Genomic DNA, 20,436 nt, shown 5'->3' with positions numbered 1-20,436 from the left:
TAATGCTTGTTTCCACCCAGACCACGGAATATCTGGTTTATCACGCGGAGCACTTGAGAAATGAAATTTAATTTACTTAACAGTCAGACGCTAATTAGCAACACTATGGCGAAAAAGGTTGAAGACAAGGGTGTTAAAGGTTACTACCAGAGTAGTTTTTCTACTTTGTACCGCCTGATTGACCTGTCTCTCATCACTTTTTGTTTTTATTTAGCGATGTTCTACTACGAATTAGGCATCAGCACAACAGCGCTTATCTTGTTGTTCGCAAATGTTGTGACATTTCAGCTAACTGCTGAAGGGTTTGATCTGTACCGCTCATGGCGTAGCAGCCACACCACCTCAATGCTTCGCTGTAGTGCGATGACATGGTTGGTAAGTTGTGTGGCCACCTTAACTATTGGTTACTTTTTAGCCTACAGCCTGACTTTGTCTCCTGAAATGGTTTCAGTTTGGTTCGGTACCTCACTTATTTTGTTACTCACTTGGCGGATCGGCATGCGTCAGGTTCTCTTCAAAGTGCGTAAAAGTGGTATGAACAGCCGTACCGCGATCATCATTGGTGCGAACCAGGTGGGTTACAACATGGCTATGCAGATGGTTGAAAACGACCAGTTGGGTATCCATTTTAAAGGGGTTTACGACGACCGCGTTGAAGATCGTGATGCGAAAAACTTCGAGGATCAGATCAAAGGTAATATCGAACAAGCGATCGAAATGGCAAAAAACCATAAAGTTGATTACATCTATATTGCTTTGCCTACATCAGCTGAAGATAGAATCAAAGCGATTTTGGAGAAGTGTAGCGACACCACAGCAAATGTGTACCTGATCCCTAACTTCTTCATGTACTCGCTGTTGAACTCGCGTTGGCAGACAGTGGGTAATGTCCAGGCATTGAGTGTTTACGACACGCCTTTCCAGGGCGCTAACGATGTGTTCAAGCGTATTGAGGACGTAGTGGTAAGCACAGCGATTCTGGCAGTTCTGGCGATTCCCATGTTGATTATCGCTGCGGCGGTGAAGATTACGTCGCCTGGCCCAGCCATCTTCAAACAGAAACGTTATGGTTTGGACGGTAAAGAAATTACTGTGTACAAATTCCGTTCAATGAGTACGCAAGATAATGGCGCCGTAGTTAAGCAAGCAACTAAAAATGACCCACGGGTAACGAAATTAGGCGCGTTCCTGCGTCGTACGTCGCTCGATGAATTGCCTCAATTTATCAACGTACTACAAGGCCGTATGTCGATTGTTGGACCGCGTCCCCATGCTGTTGCACATAACGAGCAATACCGTAAGCTCATTACGGGATATATGTTACGCCATAAGGTACGCCCTGGAATTACCGGTTGGGCACAGATTAACGGCCTCCGTGGTGAAACAGAAACAGTTAATAAAATGGCTAAACGTGTGGAGTACGATTTAGACTACATGCACAGGTGGTCAGTGTGGTTTGACCTGAAAATTATCCTCAAGACCGTGCTTGGTGGATTCTCAGGTAAACACGTTTACTAATTATTTCTCGCTCCGCTAAGGCCTCATTGATGAGGCCTTTTTTATGGGCGAATGTAAGTAGTTTGACTATGCGGCAAGCTCATCCATTTTCTGATTTGCTGTACTCATTGCCTGCTGTGCGCTCTCATCCCCCATGGCCAACCCTTCTGCATAGATAAACGAAATATCAGTCAAACCGACAAAATTGAAAAAGTGAGTTAAATAGGCACTTTGGGTGTCAAACTCAGTGCCCGCGTAAATACCGCCCCGGGCAGCGATGATGGTGACTTTTTTATCTTTAAGTAAGCCTACCGGGCCGGTTTCAGTATATTTAAACGTGACGCCTGCGCGAGCGAGACGATCGATCCAGGCTTTCAGCACTGACGGGATGCCAAAGTTATACATAGGCACACCCAGCACAATCTCATCGGCATTATGTACTTCTTCGACGATACGATCAGAGAAAGCGGCCTGCTGTTGCGCTTCTGCAGAGCGCTCTTCCACAGGAATCATCCATGTAGACATTTCCTGTGCGCTAAGGTGCGGAAGATTGTCCTGCATGAGATCACGGGTAACTACATTTACGTTGCCCCGCTGAGACAACTTTTGTACATATTGCGCCACCAACTGGCTGGAATTGCCCTTGCCTTGATTCAGACTGGAATGAATAACTAAAACGTTGTGCATAAGATTCTCCTAAATTGCTTAGATAGAATGTTACGCAAGCCCGTCATACAGCGCTATTTCGTTATATGGCGTTGATTGTTCGTATTTATTGAACAATCAGATGTGTAACGAGGAAGCGTGCTCATAAAGTTGGTCGATGAGCGCACTGAACTGCGCCTGTTCGGCCTGACTCAAGCATTTCAATAACGCCCGTTCATATTCATAGGAGAGCGGCACAATCTCATCATACACTGACTTTCCTGTAGCGGATAAACGGATTACTGAACGGCGTCTGTCCTCTTTCGCCATGTCGCGTTCAATCAGTTTTCGTTTCAGCAGCCTGCTCACAGAACGACTTAGTATCGACTTCTCAATTTGAGTTTTGGCACTGATTTCATCCGCAGAGATATCCGGGTATTCCCCCAACACCGCCATAATTCGCCATTCGGTGATGGAGATAGCAAACTTATCCTTATAAATATCAGCCACTAAACTACTGACCTTATTTGATAAAATAGACAGTCGATAGGGTAAAAATCGCTCCAGTTTTAAAATAGACTCGTTGCGTTCGGTTGACATGCAGTGTCCTATATTGTTTCCACCCACTTTGCACCTGAAAGTCAGCATATTTGACAATAGTTGTTGGTGCAACTAAATTGGTTGGCATTGCAACTAATAGTTGACCACCCGCTTTTTTTCTCGTCCGGTGGCGACTATGGTTAATACTGATAACGAGATTAAAGGGGAGCAGTATGGCTGATTTATTTGAAAACCCAATGGGACTGGATGGATTTGAATTTGTAGAATTCTCGGCTCCAGAAAAAGGCATTCTGGAACCGGTATTTGACGCAATGGGTTTCACCAAGGTGGCGGTGCACAAGTCCAAGCAAGTGGAATTGTGGCGTCAGGGTGACATCAACTTTGTCACCAATTACGAACCTAAAAGCCACGCCGCTTATTTTGCTGAAGAGCATGGTGCGGGTGCGTGCGGTATGGCCTTTCGCGTTAAGAACGCGCAATTTGCCTACAAGGAAGCATTGAAAAAGGGTGCTCAGCCTGTCGAAGTGCATACGGGCCCGATGGAACTTCGTTTGCCTGCCATTAAAGGTATCGGTGGTGCAACGCTTTATCTCATCGACCGTTATAAGGAAGGTGAGACTATTTATGATATCGATTTTGAATGGTTAGAAGGCGTTGATCGCAAACCTGAAGGTTGTGGTTTCCACACGCTGGATCACCTGACCCACAACGTTTATCGCGGCCGCATGGATTACTGGGCAAACTTCTATACCAAGTTGTTTAATTTCCGCGAAATCCGTTATTTCGATATTAAAGGTGAATACACTGGTTTGCTATCTAAGGCGATGACCGCCCCTGACGGCAAAATTCGCATTCCATTGAATGAAGAAGCCGCTGGCGGTGGTGGTCAGATCGAAGAGTATCTGATGAAATACAATGGCGAGGGTATTCAGCACATCGCATTCTCCTGTGACAACCTGCTAGAATGCTGGGATCGCCTGAAAAAGCGCGGCATGAAGTTTATGACTCCGCCACCAGAAACCTATTATCAAATGCTGGAAGAACGTCTGCCTGGCCATGGTGAGCCAACAGAAGAATTAAAGTCTCGCGGCATTCTATTAGATGGTACCACAGAGGGTGGCAAGCCCCGTCTGCTGTTGCAGATCTTCTCAGAAAACATGCTTGGTCCGGTGTTCTTCGAGTTTATTCAACGTAAAGAAGATGAAGGCTTTGGCGAAGGTAACTTTAAAGCGTTATTCGAGTCAATTGAACGAGACCAGTTAAACCGTGGCGTAATCAAGAAAAAAGGTGAGGTTGCCTAATGGCGATTAAACGTATTCATCACGTGGCATATCGCTGTAAAGATGCCAAAGAAACTGTGACATTTTATCGCGATCTGCTGGGCATGGACTTTCAGCTGGCTATTGCTGAAAACGAAGTGCCCTCGACTAAAGAGCCTGATCCTTACATGCACGTTTTTCTAGATGCAGGTATGGGCAATGTACTGGCATTTTTTGAAATTCCCAACTCGCCTGAGATGGGGCGCGATGTCAATACGCCAGCCTGGGTTCAGCACATAGCGTTCGAAGTAGAGAGCATGGATGAGTTGCTCGCAGCAAAAGAAAAACTGGAAAGTAATGGCGTCAAAGTGCTAGGCCCGACTGACCATGCGATTTTTAAATCGATATATTTCTTCGACCCCAATGGTCATCGTATTGAACTGGCTGCCAATACAGCCAAGCCTGGTATGCTGGAAGAGTTGAAGCGGGTTGCACCTGACATGCTCGAAGAGTGGTCTAAAACCAAGCAGGCACCTAAGCATGCTGATTGGCTACATACCGGTGGCGCGTTTCCAGGCTCAGAAAACTAACCTCCCGGTTATGTCTATTTTGAAAGCCACGCTTGTGTGAACAAACGTGGCTTTTTTCTTTGCGGGTGCGTTAAAAATCGTAAACCATCGCTGATGATAACAATTCTGATGAATTGATCTTTTCTCTGACACAATTTTTGATGGTGTCCTGTGAGAATACGTACACGCGATCTACCAATTGATTGTTATCGTTGCGGCTGAAATCATTCAATACAAAGCTTACGTTTTCACTATCTGGCAAACCGCGCAAACCACTGCCGAAACGACATAAGGCGTCACCAATGTTGGATTCGAAGTTAGCCAGAAACTGTTTATAGGCTTTTTGTTGTGCCTCCTTGCGCTTGGTTAGTTTTTCTTTCTGGTCCTGCTCAATCTCCTGAGCATGTTTCGCCAGTTCCTGTTTACGCTGCTCAAACTGTTTCATTTTCTGTTCTACTTTTTGCAGCTCTTCTTTCATTTCTTTTTCACGTTCCCGATCGGCCTGACGCAATTCGAATCTAAGATCGCGCTGCTCTCTTTCAAGCTCGCGTTGCTCCCACGCCAATTCTCTTTCCTGACTGCGCAACTCTCGCATCTCTTCACGCTGCTCACGAAAAGCCTCTTCAAAGTGATGGACCGTTTCTTCGGCAAAGTGCTCCCAATCATGGTCCATGTCGATTTCAATTTCGTTATCATCAGAGATAAACACGTTAGGTGCCGGCGGTGCGTCTGGAATATTGACAAAAATATCTCGCAAACCGCTTAGTAAACCCAACCCGGTACTGCGCGTGGATACGTTATACACCACCCCTTGCCCGGCAAGATAAGTCGCCTCCAGAGCGCGGTAACGAATACTGTCACTTCCCCCGCTCTGCTTGAGGGCGGTATCCAACACACCGGTCATAATTTGTATTTCTTTATTCAGTTCTGAGTAATTTTTAGTCGCAGCCTGAGTAGTGCTGGCACAACCAAGACTGGCGGTAAGCATCATAACTGCGATCGAATTGAACTTTGCTTTATTCATGGGATGTCTCCAAAGGTCTGCCCAGGCCAGAATAGGTAGTACCTATTGCATCAATTTCCTGTTCAAGATTGTTGATTTGTCGTGCATAAAAACGCTGATCATCGCTGCGCTGCTGGTTTATAAATTTGACCAATTCGGCAAAATCTTCCCGTCGCTCCTGCCTGCTGGAAGACAGCAGATATTGGGTCAACTGCGCACCACTTTCCTGTTGCTGTTTAGCCACAGCATCCATGTACTGGGTCAACAATAACTGGTTTGACTCCTTGTATTCATCCAAACGTTTGGCTACCAGTTGATTGATTTGTTTTTCGTCTGGTCCACGGTCAAAACCTAGTGTCATTTGACCGTCGTTTACCTGCACATGAAATCCGGAAAGCACCATCACCATTGCCGCTACTGACATCGCCATCGAAGCGAGCGGTATCCATTGCAACTGCCACCAGGGGGCTTTAGTGTGGTGGGCGAACCAGGTGCTATCTTTATTCCATGCAGGCACCGGCATCTTTTCAAACTGCTCTGCTGCCAGCGAGAATTGATTGGCTGTTTCAACCTGCTGTGCAAAGGCCTCATCTTCCAGACAGAGTTGCTCAAAGCGTTGTCTTTGCTCGGCAGATAGCTGGCCATCCAGCCAAGCGGTAATTAAGGATTCGTACTCCGGATTATGCATTGTCCACCTCCAAATCCAGTTTTAACTTGCTTAACGCGCTATACAGTCTTGATTTAACTGTGTTGGCAGAAAGCCCCAGTTGCTGGGCAATTTCTTCAAACGTAAAGTGGTGAAAAAACTTAAGTTCAACCACCGCTTTTTGCGCTACAGATAAGTTTTGCATCGCCACTACCACTTGTTTACTCAATTCATCCGATAATAAGCCGAATTCTGGCGTAACGTCTTCGGCTACCTGTTCAACACATTCGTCCAGTGACTGTTGGGGGCGCTTGCGCCGATAAAACTCCATACAACGATAATGTGCAATCTTGAACAACCAGCCCTTGAATGCACCGTCCCCCCTGTAACTCGCGAGACTTTTGAATACAGAAATAAAAATATCCTGCATCAGGTCCGCGGCATCATGGGTATTTCCAGTCATCCTGATGCCATAGTGATAAATTGCCTGTTCGTAACGCTTGATCAGCATAAACCAGGCTTTTTTATCGCCTTCTTGCGCTTTGCTTACCAGTTGCTCATCCCGCTTCTCGAACACTGTGTGTCCTCTTGGTTATTGTTATATGTCGGTTACTTGTTACTTGTTACTTGTTACTATTTACTTCTTACCGCTTAATGTCGGGCTAACCTCGGAAATAGTTTGAAATTATGCGAAAAAAATTTAGCGCAAAGTAGGTAGGGGTAATAATGGTGCGATTATTTCACCAATACGTCTGAATAACTGCATGCGCGTAGTACCGGCCCGCCAGACCAATCCAATTTCACGCCAGGCTCCCTGCTCGGCCGGTAAGGCTACCAGCTCGGTATGTTTGATTATCTGCTGGTTAAGCGCCAATTCTGGCAAAAAGGTATAGCCTAGTTTGCTATTGGCCAGTTGAACCAATGTATATAAACTGCTGGCAGCTAAGTTGCTTACCAGTTCCTGATGCTGCAGGCCACAGGCACTGACCGCATGTCCGGTCATACAATGCTCTTGCTGTAACAAGAAAATACTGCGCTTGGGTAATTGCTGAATATCTAATGGGTCGGGTAACTGCCCGGCTAATTCTTTGTGGGCAATAAGGTGGAATGGGTCATGACCCAGGATCATTTGTTTGCAACCCGGGGTATCAATAGGCAGGGCCAGGATGAGTAAGTCCAGCTCGCCATCAATGAGTTGTTGCAGTAAATTGTCTGTAGTGTCTTCTTGCAGCTCAACGGTTAATTTAGGTAAAAAGGATTTGAAGCCGCCGATCATGCCCTCAAACAGAAAAGGCGCAATAGTGGGAATAACACCCAGCTTGACTGTGCCGCTATCCCAATGCCCGGCGTTCTGAGCAAATTCGATTAATTCACCGGCATCCTGCAGCAGCACTTTACTTTTTTCGACCACATCAAGGCCCAGCGAAGTGAACACAAACGTTTTATGTTCACGTTCAAGTAACTGCGAGCCAAAATGTTCTTCCAGGTTCTGGATCGCCGTACTCAGCGTCGACTGGCTGACATTGCAGCGCTGGGCGGCTTTATGAAAGTTTTGTTCCTGATACAACGTGACCAGATAATGTAAGTGTTTGAGGTTTGGCCATTTCATGCTTAGCTCTTCTGATTAAAAAGGACCTTTTTAATCTAGCATACAGATTAGAAACCTCAATCACATTATCTGCTTTCTCACCCTACTTCAGTAGAATAGATTCGAGCGTGTCTTTGGTCAAAGGCTTAACATAGTGAGCGTCAAATCCTGCCGATTTAGATTCTTCCAAGTATTTGTCACTGCCCCACCCGCTCTGCGAGTAAAATTTTACACCTCTGGCTTCTGGCAGCGCTTTGAGCAGTTTGCACAGTTGATAGCCATCCAGGTCTGGCATGCCGATATCGAGAAATACACATTCAGGCTTAAAGGACTTGAATGTTGCTACGGCATCATTGGGATTTGAAACGCCACAGGTTTCTAAGCCCAGTGCCTCACACAATAAACAATAGGTATCAACCAGATCCGCGTTATCATCCACAAACATTACTTTTTTTCTTGCCACTGCTTTGGGTTCTCCGACAGTATAGGTGGTTTGATCATATGCAGACTGTGAAACAGGAAGACGTATTTCAAAGGTACTGCCTTTGCCTTCTCCTTCACTTTCTACTGTTATACTTCCGTGGTGAAGTGCAACTAATTTACTCACCAGCGTAAGGCCAATTCCCAGCCCGCCTTTAGTATGGGTTGAATGCGCTTCAATCTGGGTAAACATATTAAATACATCGCCTAAACGTTCATGTGGTATACCCAGCCCATTGTCTGAAATTCGCACTACCACCAGGCTGGCTTCCTGCTTAACGCTGATAGTAATTTTGCCGTTGTTGTCAGTGTATTTTGCTGCGTTATGGATGATATTAGAGAAAATCTGACTTAAGCGCGCACGGTCACCGTATACCGGTACCCCGTCTTCAAGATACTGTACATGGACGTCATGGCTTTTCGATTTTATGTGTTGCTCCACCATTTCCAACGACTCAGAAATGATGTCCTGAATATTGAGCCTTTCAAATTCAAGCTTTACTTTACCCTGCGTGATCCGCGATACATCCATCAACTCGTTAACCAGCTTTGACATATATTCAGCCTGGCGGCTGATAATAGCGCTGACCCGTTTCTTGGTAGATTCATCATCAGTGGATTCAAGAATGCTCGCTCCTGACATAATCGGGCCCAACGGATTACGTAGTTCATGTGCCAGAGTAGCTAAAAACTCGTTACGATACTGATCCTGCTTTTCCAGTTCCTGAATGCTGATATGCATGCGTTCCTGTACATCTAGTGCATACACCAAAAACATGCGATTGAGCCGATGAGCAGTATCAATATCGGCCCTGTCAAAGGGCACCGAATGGTTTTTAATCTGCCTTTCATTAATGGCAAATGACATGCGCGGTTTTAAACGCTCTTCCTTGGGTGCATCTTCGGATTTTTCATTTTCGGCGCCCACCCATTTTTGCAAGCGCACCGTTTCCTTACGGAACCAGGCGGTAAAGTAGCGTTTTTTCTCGAACAGAGGAATGACCATAATTCCCGCAATACCATGCTCTTTCACCTCTGGCCAGGTCTCTGACAGATTATCATTGGTATAAGGGAAGGCATCTGTACGGCTGGCTTCTGAAAAGATGGCTTTGACTAAATCAATCGGTAGCGTATTGCCCAACGTGATGGTTTCGTACTGGGAGAAATAAATAAAGCCATCACAATTCATGGCATCCAGAAACGCTTTTTCACCACTTTTGACTACCCGACCAATGGGGTTGGACGGCCCAATTTTATCCAGCATCTCATCCACTGCACGCTCGATATTGGTTTTTTTGGCTTTTGCAATTTCCTGCTCTTTGGCCAGCAGATGCCAGGAAAATAACTGACTCAAATTCTCGCATTGTAAGCGCACATCCTGCGGTATATAACAGGGTTCGCGGTGATGACATGAAATTATGCCATACAGTTCGCCATCAGTAACCAAAGATACACTGAATGACGCACGGAGCCCCTGATTGCGGATATATTGCAAATGAATCGGCGAAAACTGTCTGAGTAACGAACGGGTCAAATCGAGTGGCTCGCGCCCGGATTGTTCGATAGAGGGAATTAAAGGGGATGCAGCAAGTTCCGTATCCGGGGCTAAGCGCACCCAATTAGTTTTATACAGTTCACGGGCCTGGGCCGGTATATCACTCGCCGGAAAATACAGGTCCTGATACGAATCCATATCGTCCGCTTTCGCCTCAGCAATTACTTTGCCCGAAAAGTCATCATTAAACTTATACAGCACCACCCGATCCATATTAGTCAGAAAACGGATCGTGCCCACCATTTCCTGCGCCATTTCACTTAAGGAGGTGAGCTGCTTGAAACGCGGGGCTATACTCATCGCATACAGCTTAATGAATTGTTCTGCGCTATAGGTGTCGCGAAATTCGGTGGAAGGCTCTAACTCAACCACAAAATAATCGCCGCTGGTGTAAACTACCGCCAGATATTCCACATCTGAGCCTGCAGTTAACAACGATTCTTCAAGAGTTAAACGAATGGGTAAGCGAATTTTGTTTTGCTGTACGCGCTTAAAGGTATCTTCTAAAAAAACTTTCTCATCGGTTTCAGGACGCAGTAACGTTAAAAAGTCTTCACCAATAATAGAATCAGTAGTAAATAGACTATTTACGTTTTCGCTGATGATAGCGACACGTTTATCGCTGATATTGAAAGCAATTAAAAAGCCATAACTTTGGATGCTTTCTGGAATGTGGATAGGCTCATTTTCACATTTATCAAAAGCATAGTGTGGCTGTTTATGTTGCATTCACGGTATCCTGTCTATGGAAAAAAGCGGCTTTTCTTACTATCAAATAAGAGATAGTTTATCAAACGAAAAAAAAACGCAAACAGACTACCACAAATGTCAAATTTGCCCTACTAAAGTCTGATTAATCTAACCTTTGAGCCCTGTGGCATACAATAAGCGCCAGGGTAATATGACCCGATCGGGCAAAATCTGAGGTTCGAAATAGTCAAAGATGGCACGTTCAATTTCCTCCAGCGTAGTTTGCAAGCCAAATAAGCCTTTAAAAAAGCTGACGAATACCTGCATGGAGGGAAAAACCCAGGGCACATCATCATGGGATAAGCGCACATTGGAAAAGCCCGCATTCAATATTTGTTGCTGTAAGCTATTTTCCTCCACAAAAACTCCCTTGTGACCCGACGCGCAATTTGCATCCACATATTCATTTAACCACCTCGCAATGTTAGAGCCAATCACCACATCACACACAGCAAACTGCCCCCCGGGTTTGAGGGCTCGATACGCTTCGTTCAACGTAGACTGGTGGCTATTGCTGTGATGCAACCCGGCGAGGCCAATTGCTACATCCATCGACTCAGTGGCAATAGTGGGAAAATTTTCAACTTCGTCGTTCACAGGGACATGATATGATTTTAAACGAGCCCGATGAATATCACTGGGTTCAAGACAGTAGCAGGTGACCTGTCCATCCAGGTTCTGATAAACCTTGTCAGATAAAAAACCACCCGCCGCTTGAATGTCTAACACACTGGCATTGGGATGAATGCGCACGTAATGCAATAACCGATCTCGCTCGTTGGCTCTAATCTCGGGATAGTCCTTCATGCAATTTTCATCGGAGACAGCAGGTAGATTCTTCATTTTTTTCCTTTCAAAATGTACAACAGATTAGAAATAGTGCTGTACAAATATTGTGCACCATTTCTTTTTTTTCTGCCACCTGATCCTGCTTACATCTTTAAAATTATGCGTAAGCCATCTATCTTTGAATTATCTCACACGTTTCTTACTGCCAAAGGAAAACTATGCAGTCACTGATCATTACGGTTATTGGAAAAGATAAACCCGGCATCGTGGATGCCATCGCAAAAAAAGTTTACCAGCAAAATGGGAACTGGCTATCCAGCAGTTTTGCTCATATGGCAGGTATGTTTACCGGCTTTGTTGAAGTTCAGGTGAGTGAAGATAGCATGGATGAGCTGGTTACCGCTGTGGGTAAGATTCCTGATCTGGATGTACATTCAATCGCGGTGACCACCTCCCCTACAGAACTACGTAATACACTTACCATCGATGTAATGGGTAATGATAAACCAGGAATAGTACAAGAGCTCACGGGTATCTTTAACCAGTTCAATTTAAATATTGTTTCCTTTGAGTCCCGTTGTGAGAGTGCTCCTGCGTGGGGCAGCCTGATGTTTAAAGCGCGTGCTGTCATTGCGGTGCCTGATGACTTTGACGAAGCCGCGTTGCAGAGCGCGCTGGAGAACCGCTCCAATGATCTGGTCGTAGATATTTCAAGTGGAAAATAAAGGAACAGCGGGCTGACACACTGCTGTCATAGGGGTGTGACAGCCCTGTGGGTGCGTTGATTAACAACGTGTGCGCGGTTAATAAACTATAAGAACACATGGACACGATTGAATTATATTACCCCAAAGAGCTAAGCTGGTTAGCGTTCAATGAACGTGTATTACAAGAGGCAGCAGACCGCAACACGCCTGCGGTAGAGCGGTTGCGCTTCCTTGGGATTTACTCCAACAATCTAGACGAATTCTTTCGTGTCAGAGCAGCCGATGTGAAGCGTCAGATCACTATTGCGCAAAACGATGGCAATGAATCTGAAGCCGAACAGAAAATACAGTTGATGGAGCAAATCCAAAACAAAGTGGTAGAACTGTCAGCTAAGTTTAATGAGATACATAAAGACGTACTGAAATCACTAGCCCGTTATCATATTCACATCCTTCGTAAAGACGAGTTAAACGATTACCACAAAACCTGGGTACGAAATTTCTTTGTTAACAAAGTGCTTCGTCATATTGCGCCTATATTAATCGATAAAAAAACCGATTTGCTCAGCCGCTTAAATGGCACCGCTGTTTATTTATATGTGGCCATCAGGCGCAAGGACAAAAAACCCCGCTTTGCTGCGGTTCAGGTTCCCACGTCAGAAATGTCCCGCTTTGTGGTAATTCCACCTGAAAAAAGCCGCAAGAAGAAGCATATTATTTTGCTTGATGACATTATTCAGTTATGCCTGGCTGAAATATTCAGAGGATTTGTCAAATTCGATACCCTTGAAGCGTTTTCATTTAAAATGACACGTGATGCCGAGTACTACATCAACGATGAAATAGATGAAAGCTACGTTGAAAAGATGTCGGAAAGCATGAAACAACGGCTAATTGCAGAGCCAGTAAGGGTCATACATGATCATGCGATGCCCAAAGACATGGTAAATGACCTGCGTAAAGGGCTTAAGATTACCTCTTTGGATACCATGCATGCGGCAGGACATTACCGTAATTTCAAAGACTTTATTGGCTTCCCAAATGTAGGCAGACACTATCTTGAGCACTCGCCCATGGCGGCAATCAATAGTCGCAGTTTTTCACGTTTTAACACTATCTTCGATGCAATTACTGCCCACGATGTATTGCTGTACTATCCCTATCATCGTTTTTTACATTTCACCGAGTTCGTTCGTCAAGCAGCGTTTGATCCCAGCGTTAAAATGATCCGCATCAATATCTACCGTGTGGCGTCCCACTCACGCATTATCAACTCGTTAATTGATGCAGTTGATAACGGTAAGAAAGTCACTGTGGTGGTTGAATTACGTGCCCGCTTTGACGAAGAAGCTAACATTGAGTGGTCAAAACAAATGACCGATGCGGGTATTCGCGTAATTTTAGGTGTGCCCACTCTCAAAATTCACAGTAAAGTGTGTGTGGTCACCCGCGAAGAGCGTGGCTCTATGGTGCATTACGCCCACTTCGGCACCGGCAACTTTAATGAGAAAACGGCTAAAATTTATACCGACCTCAGTCTATTTACCCGTAATCAGGATTTAGCAGAAGAAGCCGTTGGCGTGTTTGACTTAATTCAATATCCTTATCGCCGCTACAAATTTCAACACCTGCAAATTTCGCCCTTAAATGCGCGTACCAAAATTCAATCTCTTATTCGACAGGAAATTCAGCATCTTAAAGAGGGTGCGCAAGCGGGCATAACGATTAAAATCAACAATCTGGTCGATAAAGAGCTGATTGACGATCTTTATCGCGCCAGTCAGGCCGGAGTGACGATCCGGGCAATTATTCGCGGAATGTGCTCTTTGGTCCCTGGCATTAAAGGGGTAAGTGAAAATATCCAGATTATCTCTATCGTTGACCGATTTTTAGAGCATCCACGGGTGATGATTTTCGAAGGCGGGGGGGATCGTAAGGTATTTATTTCGTCAGCTGACTGGATGACCCGTAATATGGACAATCGCATTGAGGTGGGCTGTCCAATTTATGACAAACGCTTACAACAGCAATTGGTCGACCTCATTGAACTCCAGTTTAAGGATACCCTGAAAGCGCGAATCATTGACAAAGAGCAGGTCAATCGCTACGTTCACAGGGGCAACCGCAAGAAAATACGGTCTCAGGAAGCCATTTACGATTATCTGAAAAAAATTGAAGAAGCAGGCCCTGAGTGAGTAGACACAACGCTCCACCAATTGCGGCATTTGAGCAGGCAGAACGTAGAGAAGTAACCAAGGTAGCGGCCCTGGACATAGGCTCAAACAGTTTTCACTTAGTGGTGGCACGTATTGTGGCTGGCTCTGTTCAGCTCTTGCATACCGTTAAACAGAAAGTGCGGCTGGCACAGGGACTGGATGAAAACGATGTGTTATCGCAACAAGCGATGGATCGAGGCCTGGCGATGTTGCGTGTGGTTGCCGACACCCTGAAAGGATTTGAACCGGACAACGTCAGAATAGTCGCCACGCACACCCTGCGCAAAGCGACCAATGCAAAACAGTTTATCAAAGCCGCCAAGGCAATAATTCCTTATCCCATCGAAGTGATCTCCGGTACCGAAGAAGCGCGCTTAATTTATTCAGGCGTGGCCCACACCAACTATCATGAAGGAAAACGACTGGTAATTGATATCGGTGGTGGCTCCACTGAGTTTGTTATTGGTGAGGGTTTTGAGGCCAAACTGTGTCGCAGTATTCAAATGGGCTGTGTCAGCTACACTCAGCAATTTTTTGCTAAGGGAGAACTTAAAGCCAAAGCGTTCGAAAAGGCGATCACCACCGTTGAACAGGAATTGGAGCTAATCGAAGGTAAATATCAGGCGATGGGGTGGGATTTGTGCATCGGTACCTCAGGCACCATTAAAGCACTGTTCAAACTTGTACAGCTTGACCGCCCGAATGGGCACGATATTCCGATTACCTTAAAAAGCCTGAAGAATTTGATGAAACAGTGTGTGGATTGCGGACACGCCGACAAATTATCGTTTTCCGATTTAAGTGAAGATAGAAAACCGGTGATTGCTGCCGGGTTAGCCATTCTCATTGGCATTTTCAAAACCTTTAAAATAGATAATTTGTACTACTCCTCTGCCGCATTACGTGAGGGGGTCATTTACGAGATGGAAGATACGCTGCATCATCAGAATATCCGCACCCGCACCGCATCGAGTATGGCCTCGCGCTATGATGTGGATGCTGCGCATGCGCAACTGGTTTTTAATACTGCAATGACACTGTTTGATGCCTGTGCCAAAGCGTGGAAACTTAATCAGGCAGAGAACAGAAGTATGCTTGGCTGGGCTGCGCTACTGCATGAGGTGGGTTTGCAAGTCAATTCGCGCGGTGTTCAACGACACTCAGCTTACATTCTTACTAACGCTGACATGCCCGGTTTTACCCAGGAGCAACAGGAGCTGCTGGCAACATTGGTACGCAATCATCGGAAGAAAATACGTACACAGGATATCGTCGAATTCAACCAGTATGATAGCGATGTCGTGCACAAATTAATTGTGTTGCTTCGCCTGGCGGTAGTATTGAATATTAAGCGGCAGGCCAATTACCTTCCCGACATCGCCATAACCGCCGAAAAAACCCAGTGTACGTTGCAATTTCCCACTAACTGGTTTGCTAACCGACCCATTATTACTGCGGATCTGGAACAAGAACGGCAATATTGGCAGGTGCTTAATCTTTCTTTAGTAGTAACTTAAGTGGTAACCGTAATAACCTGATTTCGCCCGGCTGACTTGGCCTCGTACATTGCGGTATCTGCGGCTTTGAGCCCGTGATAAATATCGTTGTCTGAATGTATTTCAACTACGCCAAATGAGGCAGTGAGTGAAATATCTACGCCAGACAGTTTCATCGGGTTAACTTCGATACGATGGCGCAATCGCTCAGCGAAGGCTTTGGCCTGGGCGATATCACACCTGGGAGACAAAATAAGAAACTCTTCTCCCCCCATACGGATTAGGGCATCTTCGTTACGAAGCTCAGCACTCAGTGTTTTAGCGAACTGCTGTAACGCTCTGTCACCGACCACGTGCCCGAACTTATCGTTAATAGATTTAAAATGATCAATATCGCAAATTACCACCGACATCTGTTCGTTGTGTCGTTTCGCATGCGCTAACAACTTGGGCGCCATTTCATAGAAAAAATGGCGATTCTTACAATTTGTCAGTGGGTCCTGATAAATTTTAAATTTCAAACGGGTTACCAGTGAGTGCATAATACTGACTGCAAACCCAAGCATGAATGCCAGCATTGTGACCATGTGCAAACCGAAACTGACCAGTGTCTGCTGTAATTCATTGGGTTCAATGAAAATCCAATACAGTGGCGCACCTACCATAATGACAGCCAACGCCGTTTGAATCACTGCAATCAGCACTTTGTCGCCGGGATTTTTGCTGCCACCCTGGAGTTGGATGTAGCGAAAGGCAAGCAGTAGCGGCGTGGCTATACTAGCTAATAAAATGGTATGACTGAAGATGGGGTTTAGCTGGTTTATGTTGGACAGAAAGCTTATTCCTACCAGCGCCATTAGATGCAGCACCATCGCCGTCAGCACCTGCCACCGCATCGCATGACCGTAGCGTTTAACTACGGTAATCAATAACAGATAGGCACTTAACGTAATGAAAAATGCATAACCTACCCTCCCGATAACCGGGAACTGAAAATTAGCCAGCGATAAGCAGGCTTGACCCGTCCACATTGATAACAGGAATAGACGGGCAAAATAAGTAGAACGGGCTTTATGTTTTTGTGAAGGCGTTGGAAGCATGAAAGTAAATAACATGCCGACCAAAATCATTAATCCCAACAGCGAAAGCTGAAAAATGTGTAACTGAAAACTGCTCACCGAGAGTACCCCGACCACTACTGCAAATTGCCTCGCATGGCTATTTGGCTGTAACTACTTGTGGTATGAAGTAAATAGAAGGATCTTAATTCCACCAGATCCGCTCGTGTATGTTTTTAAAAAACGTCAGGGGTCGAGTATATTAGAAAGCCGCGCAGCGTTCAATAGACTGGTCCGACATCTTAGTGGAGGGAGTAAAGAAGAGCGTCTGGTTCAGGGGGGCAATTTCCAGATTGACGCGATTACGCCAATCTGGATGCATAAATAACAATTACGCAATCGACGCCTGGTAAATATTTTCGATGGAAGTATCCAGCGTAGCTTCAAACTCTTCTTTCGTTTGCTGTGCAGAAATACCTTCGGTCAGTGCGCGCGAAAAGCTGGCAATCATATCCTTGTTTTGCGCCAGTTTTTCGTTGGCCTCATCGCGGCTGTAACCACCAGAAAGCGCAACCACTTTAATGACACGCGGATGATCAATCAGCTCTTTATAAAAGTTAGCCTGATTTGGCAGCGTCAATTTCAACATCACTTCCTGCCCGTCTTTAAGCAAGTTGAGTTGAGTTAAGATTTCAACCTTCAACAAAGCTTCCGCTTCTGCCTTCTCAGGACTGTGGATATCAACTTCAGGCTCGATAATCGGCACCAAACCCGCCGCAATGATTTGTTTACCCACTTCAAACTGTTGTTCAACAACCGCTTTGATCCCTTGGTGATTCGCCATTTTTACAACAGAGCGCATTTTGGTACCAAACACATCTTGCGCGGTTGCCTTGGCCAATAACGACGCCAGCTCTGGCATCGGCTTCATTAACTGAACACCGTTAGCTTCGTCAGCCAGACCTTTATCTACTTTCAGGAATGGTACTACACGTTTTTTCTGCCACAGATAGTGTGCTGAAGACATTCCTTCGATTTCGCGATCCAGGGTGTTCTCAAACAAGATAGCCCCTAATACACGTTCGCCACTGAATGCGTCACTGGTGATAATTCTGGTGCGCATCTGATGCACCATATTAAACATCTCTTCATCACCATTGTAAGCGGATTCATCGATACCGTACAAACGAAGTGCTTTAGGGGTGCTACCACCACTTTGGTCTAACGCAGCAATAAAGCCTTTCTGCGTTTTCATTTTGTCCAGCATAGCTTGTTGCGCTTGTGAAGCCATGGGTATCACTCCTTTCGATTTTAATGTACTGCCTTGGAGGCAGGTGTAGGGATTTAAATTGACTCCGACTTCGCTTTGACCGAAGCCGGAGAATAACGTTTCGCGGTAACCCTTATTTATTTTTTTCTTCTAGAATGGCTACAGCAGGTAAGGTTTTACCTTCCAGGAACTCTAAAAACGCACCGCCACCGGTTGAGATATACGATACTTTATCTGCAATATTATACTTATCTACTGCTGCTAAGGTATCACCGCCACCAGCAATGGAGAAGGCCGGGCTTTCTGCGATTGCATTGGCAATGGCTTTAGTCCCTTCAGCGAACTGATCAAATTCGAACACGCCCACCGGGCCGTTCCATACAATCGTGCCCGCGTTTTTCAGTATTTCCACCAGTTCTGCTGCTGAATCGGGACCAATATCAAACACCATGTCATCACTGGCAATCTGGTCAACTGATTTTAAGGTGGCTTCAGCATCCTCTGCAAATTTCTGACCTACTACCACATCAGTGGGGACCGGAATATCAGCATTGTTCGCCTTAGCTTCATCCATCAGCCGTTTGGCTTCGTCAACCAAATCCATTTCAACTAACGAATTGCCCACATTATGGCCTTTGGCCGCAATAAATGTATTGGCAATACCGCCACCGACAATGAGCTGATCGACTTTGGTTGCTAAGGTTTTCAGTACGGTTAATTTAGTCGAAACTTTTGAACCACCCACGATCGCGACCATGGGGCGCGCCGGGTTATCCAATGCCTTTGACAATGCATCCAGCTCAGCGGCCAATAATAGACCAGCACAGGCTTTGGGTGCAAATTTGGCCACGCCATGGGTCGATGCCTGCGCACGATGAGCCGTGCCAAACGCGTCCATAACAAAGATGTCGCATAACGACGCATACTGCTTAGCCAATGTTTCGTCGTCTTTTTTCTCGCCTTTATTGAAGCGAACGTTTTCCAGTACCACCAATTCACCCGGTGAAGCAGTTACTCCGCCCAGATAATCTTTAACCAGTTTCACCGGTACGTCGAGCGCCTCGATTAAATAGTCGACCACAGGTTGCAGTGAGTACTCGTCGTCTGGTTGGCCTTCATCAGGTCGTCCCAGATGAGACATGATCATCACCGCGGCTTTCGCATCCAATGCGGCCTGGATGGTAGGAATGGATGCTTTGATGCGTGCATCTGATGTCACTTTGCCGTCTTTAACCGGAACGTTGAGATCCTGACGGATTAAAACCCGTTGCCCTTCGAGCGAAAAATCATGCATGCTGGGTATTGCCATGTGAATTCCTTATATTCTCAAACTAATTAGGTTGCATTATGCATTGCGACAGCGGTATCCAGCATTCGGTTAGCAAAGCCCCATTCGTTGTCGCACCAGATCAGGGTTTTTACCAGCTGACGGTGACTGACGCGGGTCTGGGTGCCATCCACAATGCATGAATGCGGATTATGGTTAAAGTCTACAGACACCAGAGGCTCTTCAGTGTAATCCAGAATGCCGGATAAGCGGCCTTTTCGCGCAGCTTTTAACGCACTGTTGATATCTTTAATCGTCACGTCTGTGTCCAATGTAACGCTTAAATCCATCGCGGTAACGTTAATGGTGGGCACACGTACAGCGATGGCTTCAAATTTTCCTGCAAACTTAGGCAAAATTCGCTCGATCCCTCTGGCCAAACGGGTATCAACCGGAATAATTGACTGGCTGGCGGCACGGGTCAGACGTAAGTCATCGTGATAGGCGTCAATCACCTGCTGATCATGCATTGACGCATGAATTGTGGTGATGGTGCCGCTTAGCACGCCAAAGGCATCGTCCAGTGCTTGTATTACCGGCACAATGCAATTAGTGGTGCAGGAGCCATTTGAGACCAGTTTTTGCTCAGCAGTTAGCGTGTGCTCATTACTACCGAAAATAATGGTATTATCTAAATCATTACTGCCGGGCTGAGAATAAAGTACTTTGCCCGCCCCCGCTGCCAGATGAGCAAGTCCGGACTGACGGTCGCCGTTCACTCCGGTGCATTCCAGTACAATATCCACTGCCAGTTCTCGCCAGGGTAACAAATCAATGTCAGGTTGCGCTAACAACCTTATAGGCTTGCCGTCCACCAGCAGATCACCATTGTTTAATTGCACATCAAAAGCGAAGCGGCCATGGGCAGTATCATACTTTAATAAATGTGCAATTCCTTCCGGTTTGGCTACATCATTGATAGCCACAATTTCTATTTCACTCGTGCGGCCGCTTTCAAAAAGCGCCCGCAATACGTTTCGGCCAATGCGACCAAAGCCATTTATGGCGATTCTTACCATT

At 45.8% G+C, this 20,436-nt stretch carries 18 protein-coding genes; 6 read left to right on the top strand and 12 right to left on the bottom strand.

Translation table 11 applies throughout. The features are described from left to right. Positions 1 to 105 precede the first annotated feature (105 nt). Positions 106 to 1,518 carry an undecaprenyl-phosphate glucose phosphotransferase gene (locus HCJ96_RS10760; RefSeq protein WP_343034707.1) on the top strand — a complete coding sequence of 471 codons (1,413 nt, stop codon included), beginning with the start codon at positions 106 to 108 and terminating at the stop codon, positions 1,516 to 1,518. Between the two features lie 66 nt (positions 1,519 to 1,584). On the opposite strand, the gene HCJ96_RS10755 is transcribed toward HCJ96_RS10760, so the two are convergent. After that, entirely contained in the window at positions 1,585 to 2,184 is a 600-nt protein-coding gene (locus HCJ96_RS10755; RefSeq protein ID WP_169211054.1) for an FMN-dependent NADH-azoreductase, read from the bottom strand. 96 nt (positions 2,185 to 2,280) lie between these two features. Beyond that, complete coding sequence (locus HCJ96_RS10750) at positions 2,281 to 2,742, bottom strand: MarR family winged helix-turn-helix transcriptional regulator (protein WP_169211053.1); 462 nt, start codon at positions 2,740 to 2,742, stop codon at positions 2,281 to 2,283. A 173-nt stretch (positions 2,743 to 2,915) separates the two neighbouring features. Between HCJ96_RS10750 and hppD the strand changes: the two genes are divergently transcribed. Together hppD and HCJ96_RS10740 are read left to right on the top strand one after the other, a co-directional pair. After that, entirely contained in the window at positions 2,916 to 4,004 is a 1,089-nt protein-coding gene (gene hppD / locus HCJ96_RS10745; protein WP_169211052.1) for a 4-hydroxyphenylpyruvate dioxygenase, read from the top strand. After that, positions 4,004 to 4,552 (top strand): VOC family protein, encoded by a 549-nt coding sequence (locus tag HCJ96_RS10740; RefSeq protein WP_169211051.1) that lies wholly within the window; start codon positions 4,004 to 4,006, stop codon positions 4,550 to 4,552. The genes hppD and HCJ96_RS10740 overlap by 1 nt, the downstream gene beginning before the upstream one ends. A gap of 70 nt (positions 4,553 to 4,622) precedes the next feature. Here HCJ96_RS10740 and HCJ96_RS10735 read toward each other — a convergent pair whose 3' ends face one another. The 6 genes from HCJ96_RS10735 to HCJ96_RS10710 all read right to left on the bottom strand — a co-directional run bounded on the left by HCJ96_RS10735 (position 4,623) and on the right by HCJ96_RS10710 (position 11,396). Then, a complete protein-coding gene (locus HCJ96_RS10735; protein WP_169211050.1) occupies positions 4,623 to 5,555 on the bottom strand; it encodes a CCDC34 family protein in 933 nt (310 codons plus the stop codon). After that, entirely contained in the window at positions 5,548 to 6,222 is a 675-nt protein-coding gene (locus HCJ96_RS10730) for an anti-sigma factor family protein (RefSeq protein WP_169211049.1), read from the bottom strand. The genes HCJ96_RS10735 and HCJ96_RS10730 overlap by 8 nt, the downstream gene beginning before the upstream one ends. Continuing rightward, the gene (locus tag HCJ96_RS10725) at positions 6,215 to 6,757 is read right to left on the bottom strand and encodes a sigma-70 family RNA polymerase sigma factor (protein WP_169211048.1); all 543 of its coding nucleotides are present in this window, start codon (positions 6,755 to 6,757) and stop codon (positions 6,215 to 6,217) included. The genes HCJ96_RS10730 and HCJ96_RS10725 overlap by 8 nt, the downstream gene beginning before the upstream one ends. Before the next feature lie 123 nt (positions 6,758 to 6,880). After that, positions 6,881 to 7,789 (bottom strand): hydrogen peroxide-inducible genes activator, encoded by a 909-nt coding sequence (locus tag HCJ96_RS10720; RefSeq protein WP_169211047.1) that lies wholly within the window; start codon positions 7,787 to 7,789, stop codon positions 6,881 to 6,883. A gap of 82 nt (positions 7,790 to 7,871) precedes the next feature. Further along, positions 7,872 to 10,532, bottom strand: coding sequence for an ATP-binding protein (locus HCJ96_RS10715; RefSeq protein ID WP_169211046.1), 2,661 nt, complete (start codon positions 10,530 to 10,532; stop codon positions 7,872 to 7,874). Positions 10,533 to 10,661: 129 nt separating this feature from the next. Beyond that, entirely contained in the window at positions 10,662 to 11,396 is a 735-nt protein-coding gene (locus HCJ96_RS10710; protein WP_169211045.1) for a class I SAM-dependent methyltransferase, read from the bottom strand. Positions 11,397 to 11,560: 164 nt separating this feature from the next. Here HCJ96_RS10710 and HCJ96_RS10705 point away from each other — a divergent pair, with 164 nt between their 5' ends. From HCJ96_RS10705 to ppx, 3 genes are all read left to right on the top strand, one after another. Continuing rightward, the gene (locus tag HCJ96_RS10705) at positions 11,561 to 12,067 is read left to right on the top strand and encodes a glycine cleavage system transcriptional repressor (RefSeq protein WP_169211044.1); all 507 of its coding nucleotides are present in this window, start codon (positions 11,561 to 11,563) and stop codon (positions 12,065 to 12,067) included. A gap of 98 nt (positions 12,068 to 12,165) precedes the next feature. Further along, positions 12,166 to 14,244, top strand: coding sequence for a polyphosphate kinase 1 (ppk1, locus tag HCJ96_RS10700; RefSeq protein WP_169211043.1), 2,079 nt, complete (start codon positions 12,166 to 12,168; stop codon positions 14,242 to 14,244). After that, positions 14,241 to 15,782 (top strand): exopolyphosphatase, encoded by a 1,542-nt coding sequence (gene ppx / locus HCJ96_RS10695; RefSeq protein WP_343034705.1) that lies wholly within the window; start codon positions 14,241 to 14,243, stop codon positions 15,780 to 15,782. Before ppk1 ends, ppx begins: the two co-directional genes overlap by 4 nt. Here the strand turns inward: ppx and HCJ96_RS16540 are convergent. The 4 genes from HCJ96_RS16540 to epd form a co-directional block, all read right to left on the bottom strand. Continuing rightward, positions 15,779 to 16,939 (bottom strand): diguanylate cyclase, encoded by a 1,161-nt coding sequence (locus HCJ96_RS16540; RefSeq protein ID WP_169211042.1) that lies wholly within the window; start codon positions 16,937 to 16,939, stop codon positions 15,779 to 15,781. The two genes, ppx and HCJ96_RS16540, sit on opposite strands and share 4 nt — an antisense overlap. A gap of 271 nt (positions 16,940 to 17,210) precedes the next feature. Beyond that, positions 17,211 to 18,110: a fructose bisphosphate aldolase gene (locus HCJ96_RS10685; protein WP_169211041.1), complete on the bottom strand. Its 900-nt coding sequence runs from the start codon at positions 18,108 to 18,110 to the stop codon at positions 17,211 to 17,213. 112 nt (positions 18,111 to 18,222) lie between these two features. Then, positions 18,223 to 19,398, bottom strand: coding sequence for a phosphoglycerate kinase (locus HCJ96_RS10680; RefSeq protein ID WP_169211040.1), 1,176 nt, complete (start codon positions 19,396 to 19,398; stop codon positions 18,223 to 18,225). 26 nt (positions 19,399 to 19,424) lie between these two features. Next, positions 19,425 to 20,435, bottom strand: a complete 1,011-nt coding sequence (gene epd / locus HCJ96_RS10675) for an erythrose-4-phosphate dehydrogenase (RefSeq protein ID WP_169211039.1) — start codon at positions 20,433 to 20,435, stop codon at positions 19,425 to 19,427. Position 20,436 lies beyond the last annotated feature (1 nt).

The sequence above is a fragment of the Alteromonas ponticola genome, from assembly GCF_012911815.1.
Classification (GTDB): Bacteria; Pseudomonadota; Gammaproteobacteria; order Enterobacterales; family Alteromonadaceae; genus Alteromonas; species Alteromonas ponticola.
Note: the sequence above shows the minus strand (reverse complement) of the source record. Positions and strands in the feature narration are given on the sequence as shown.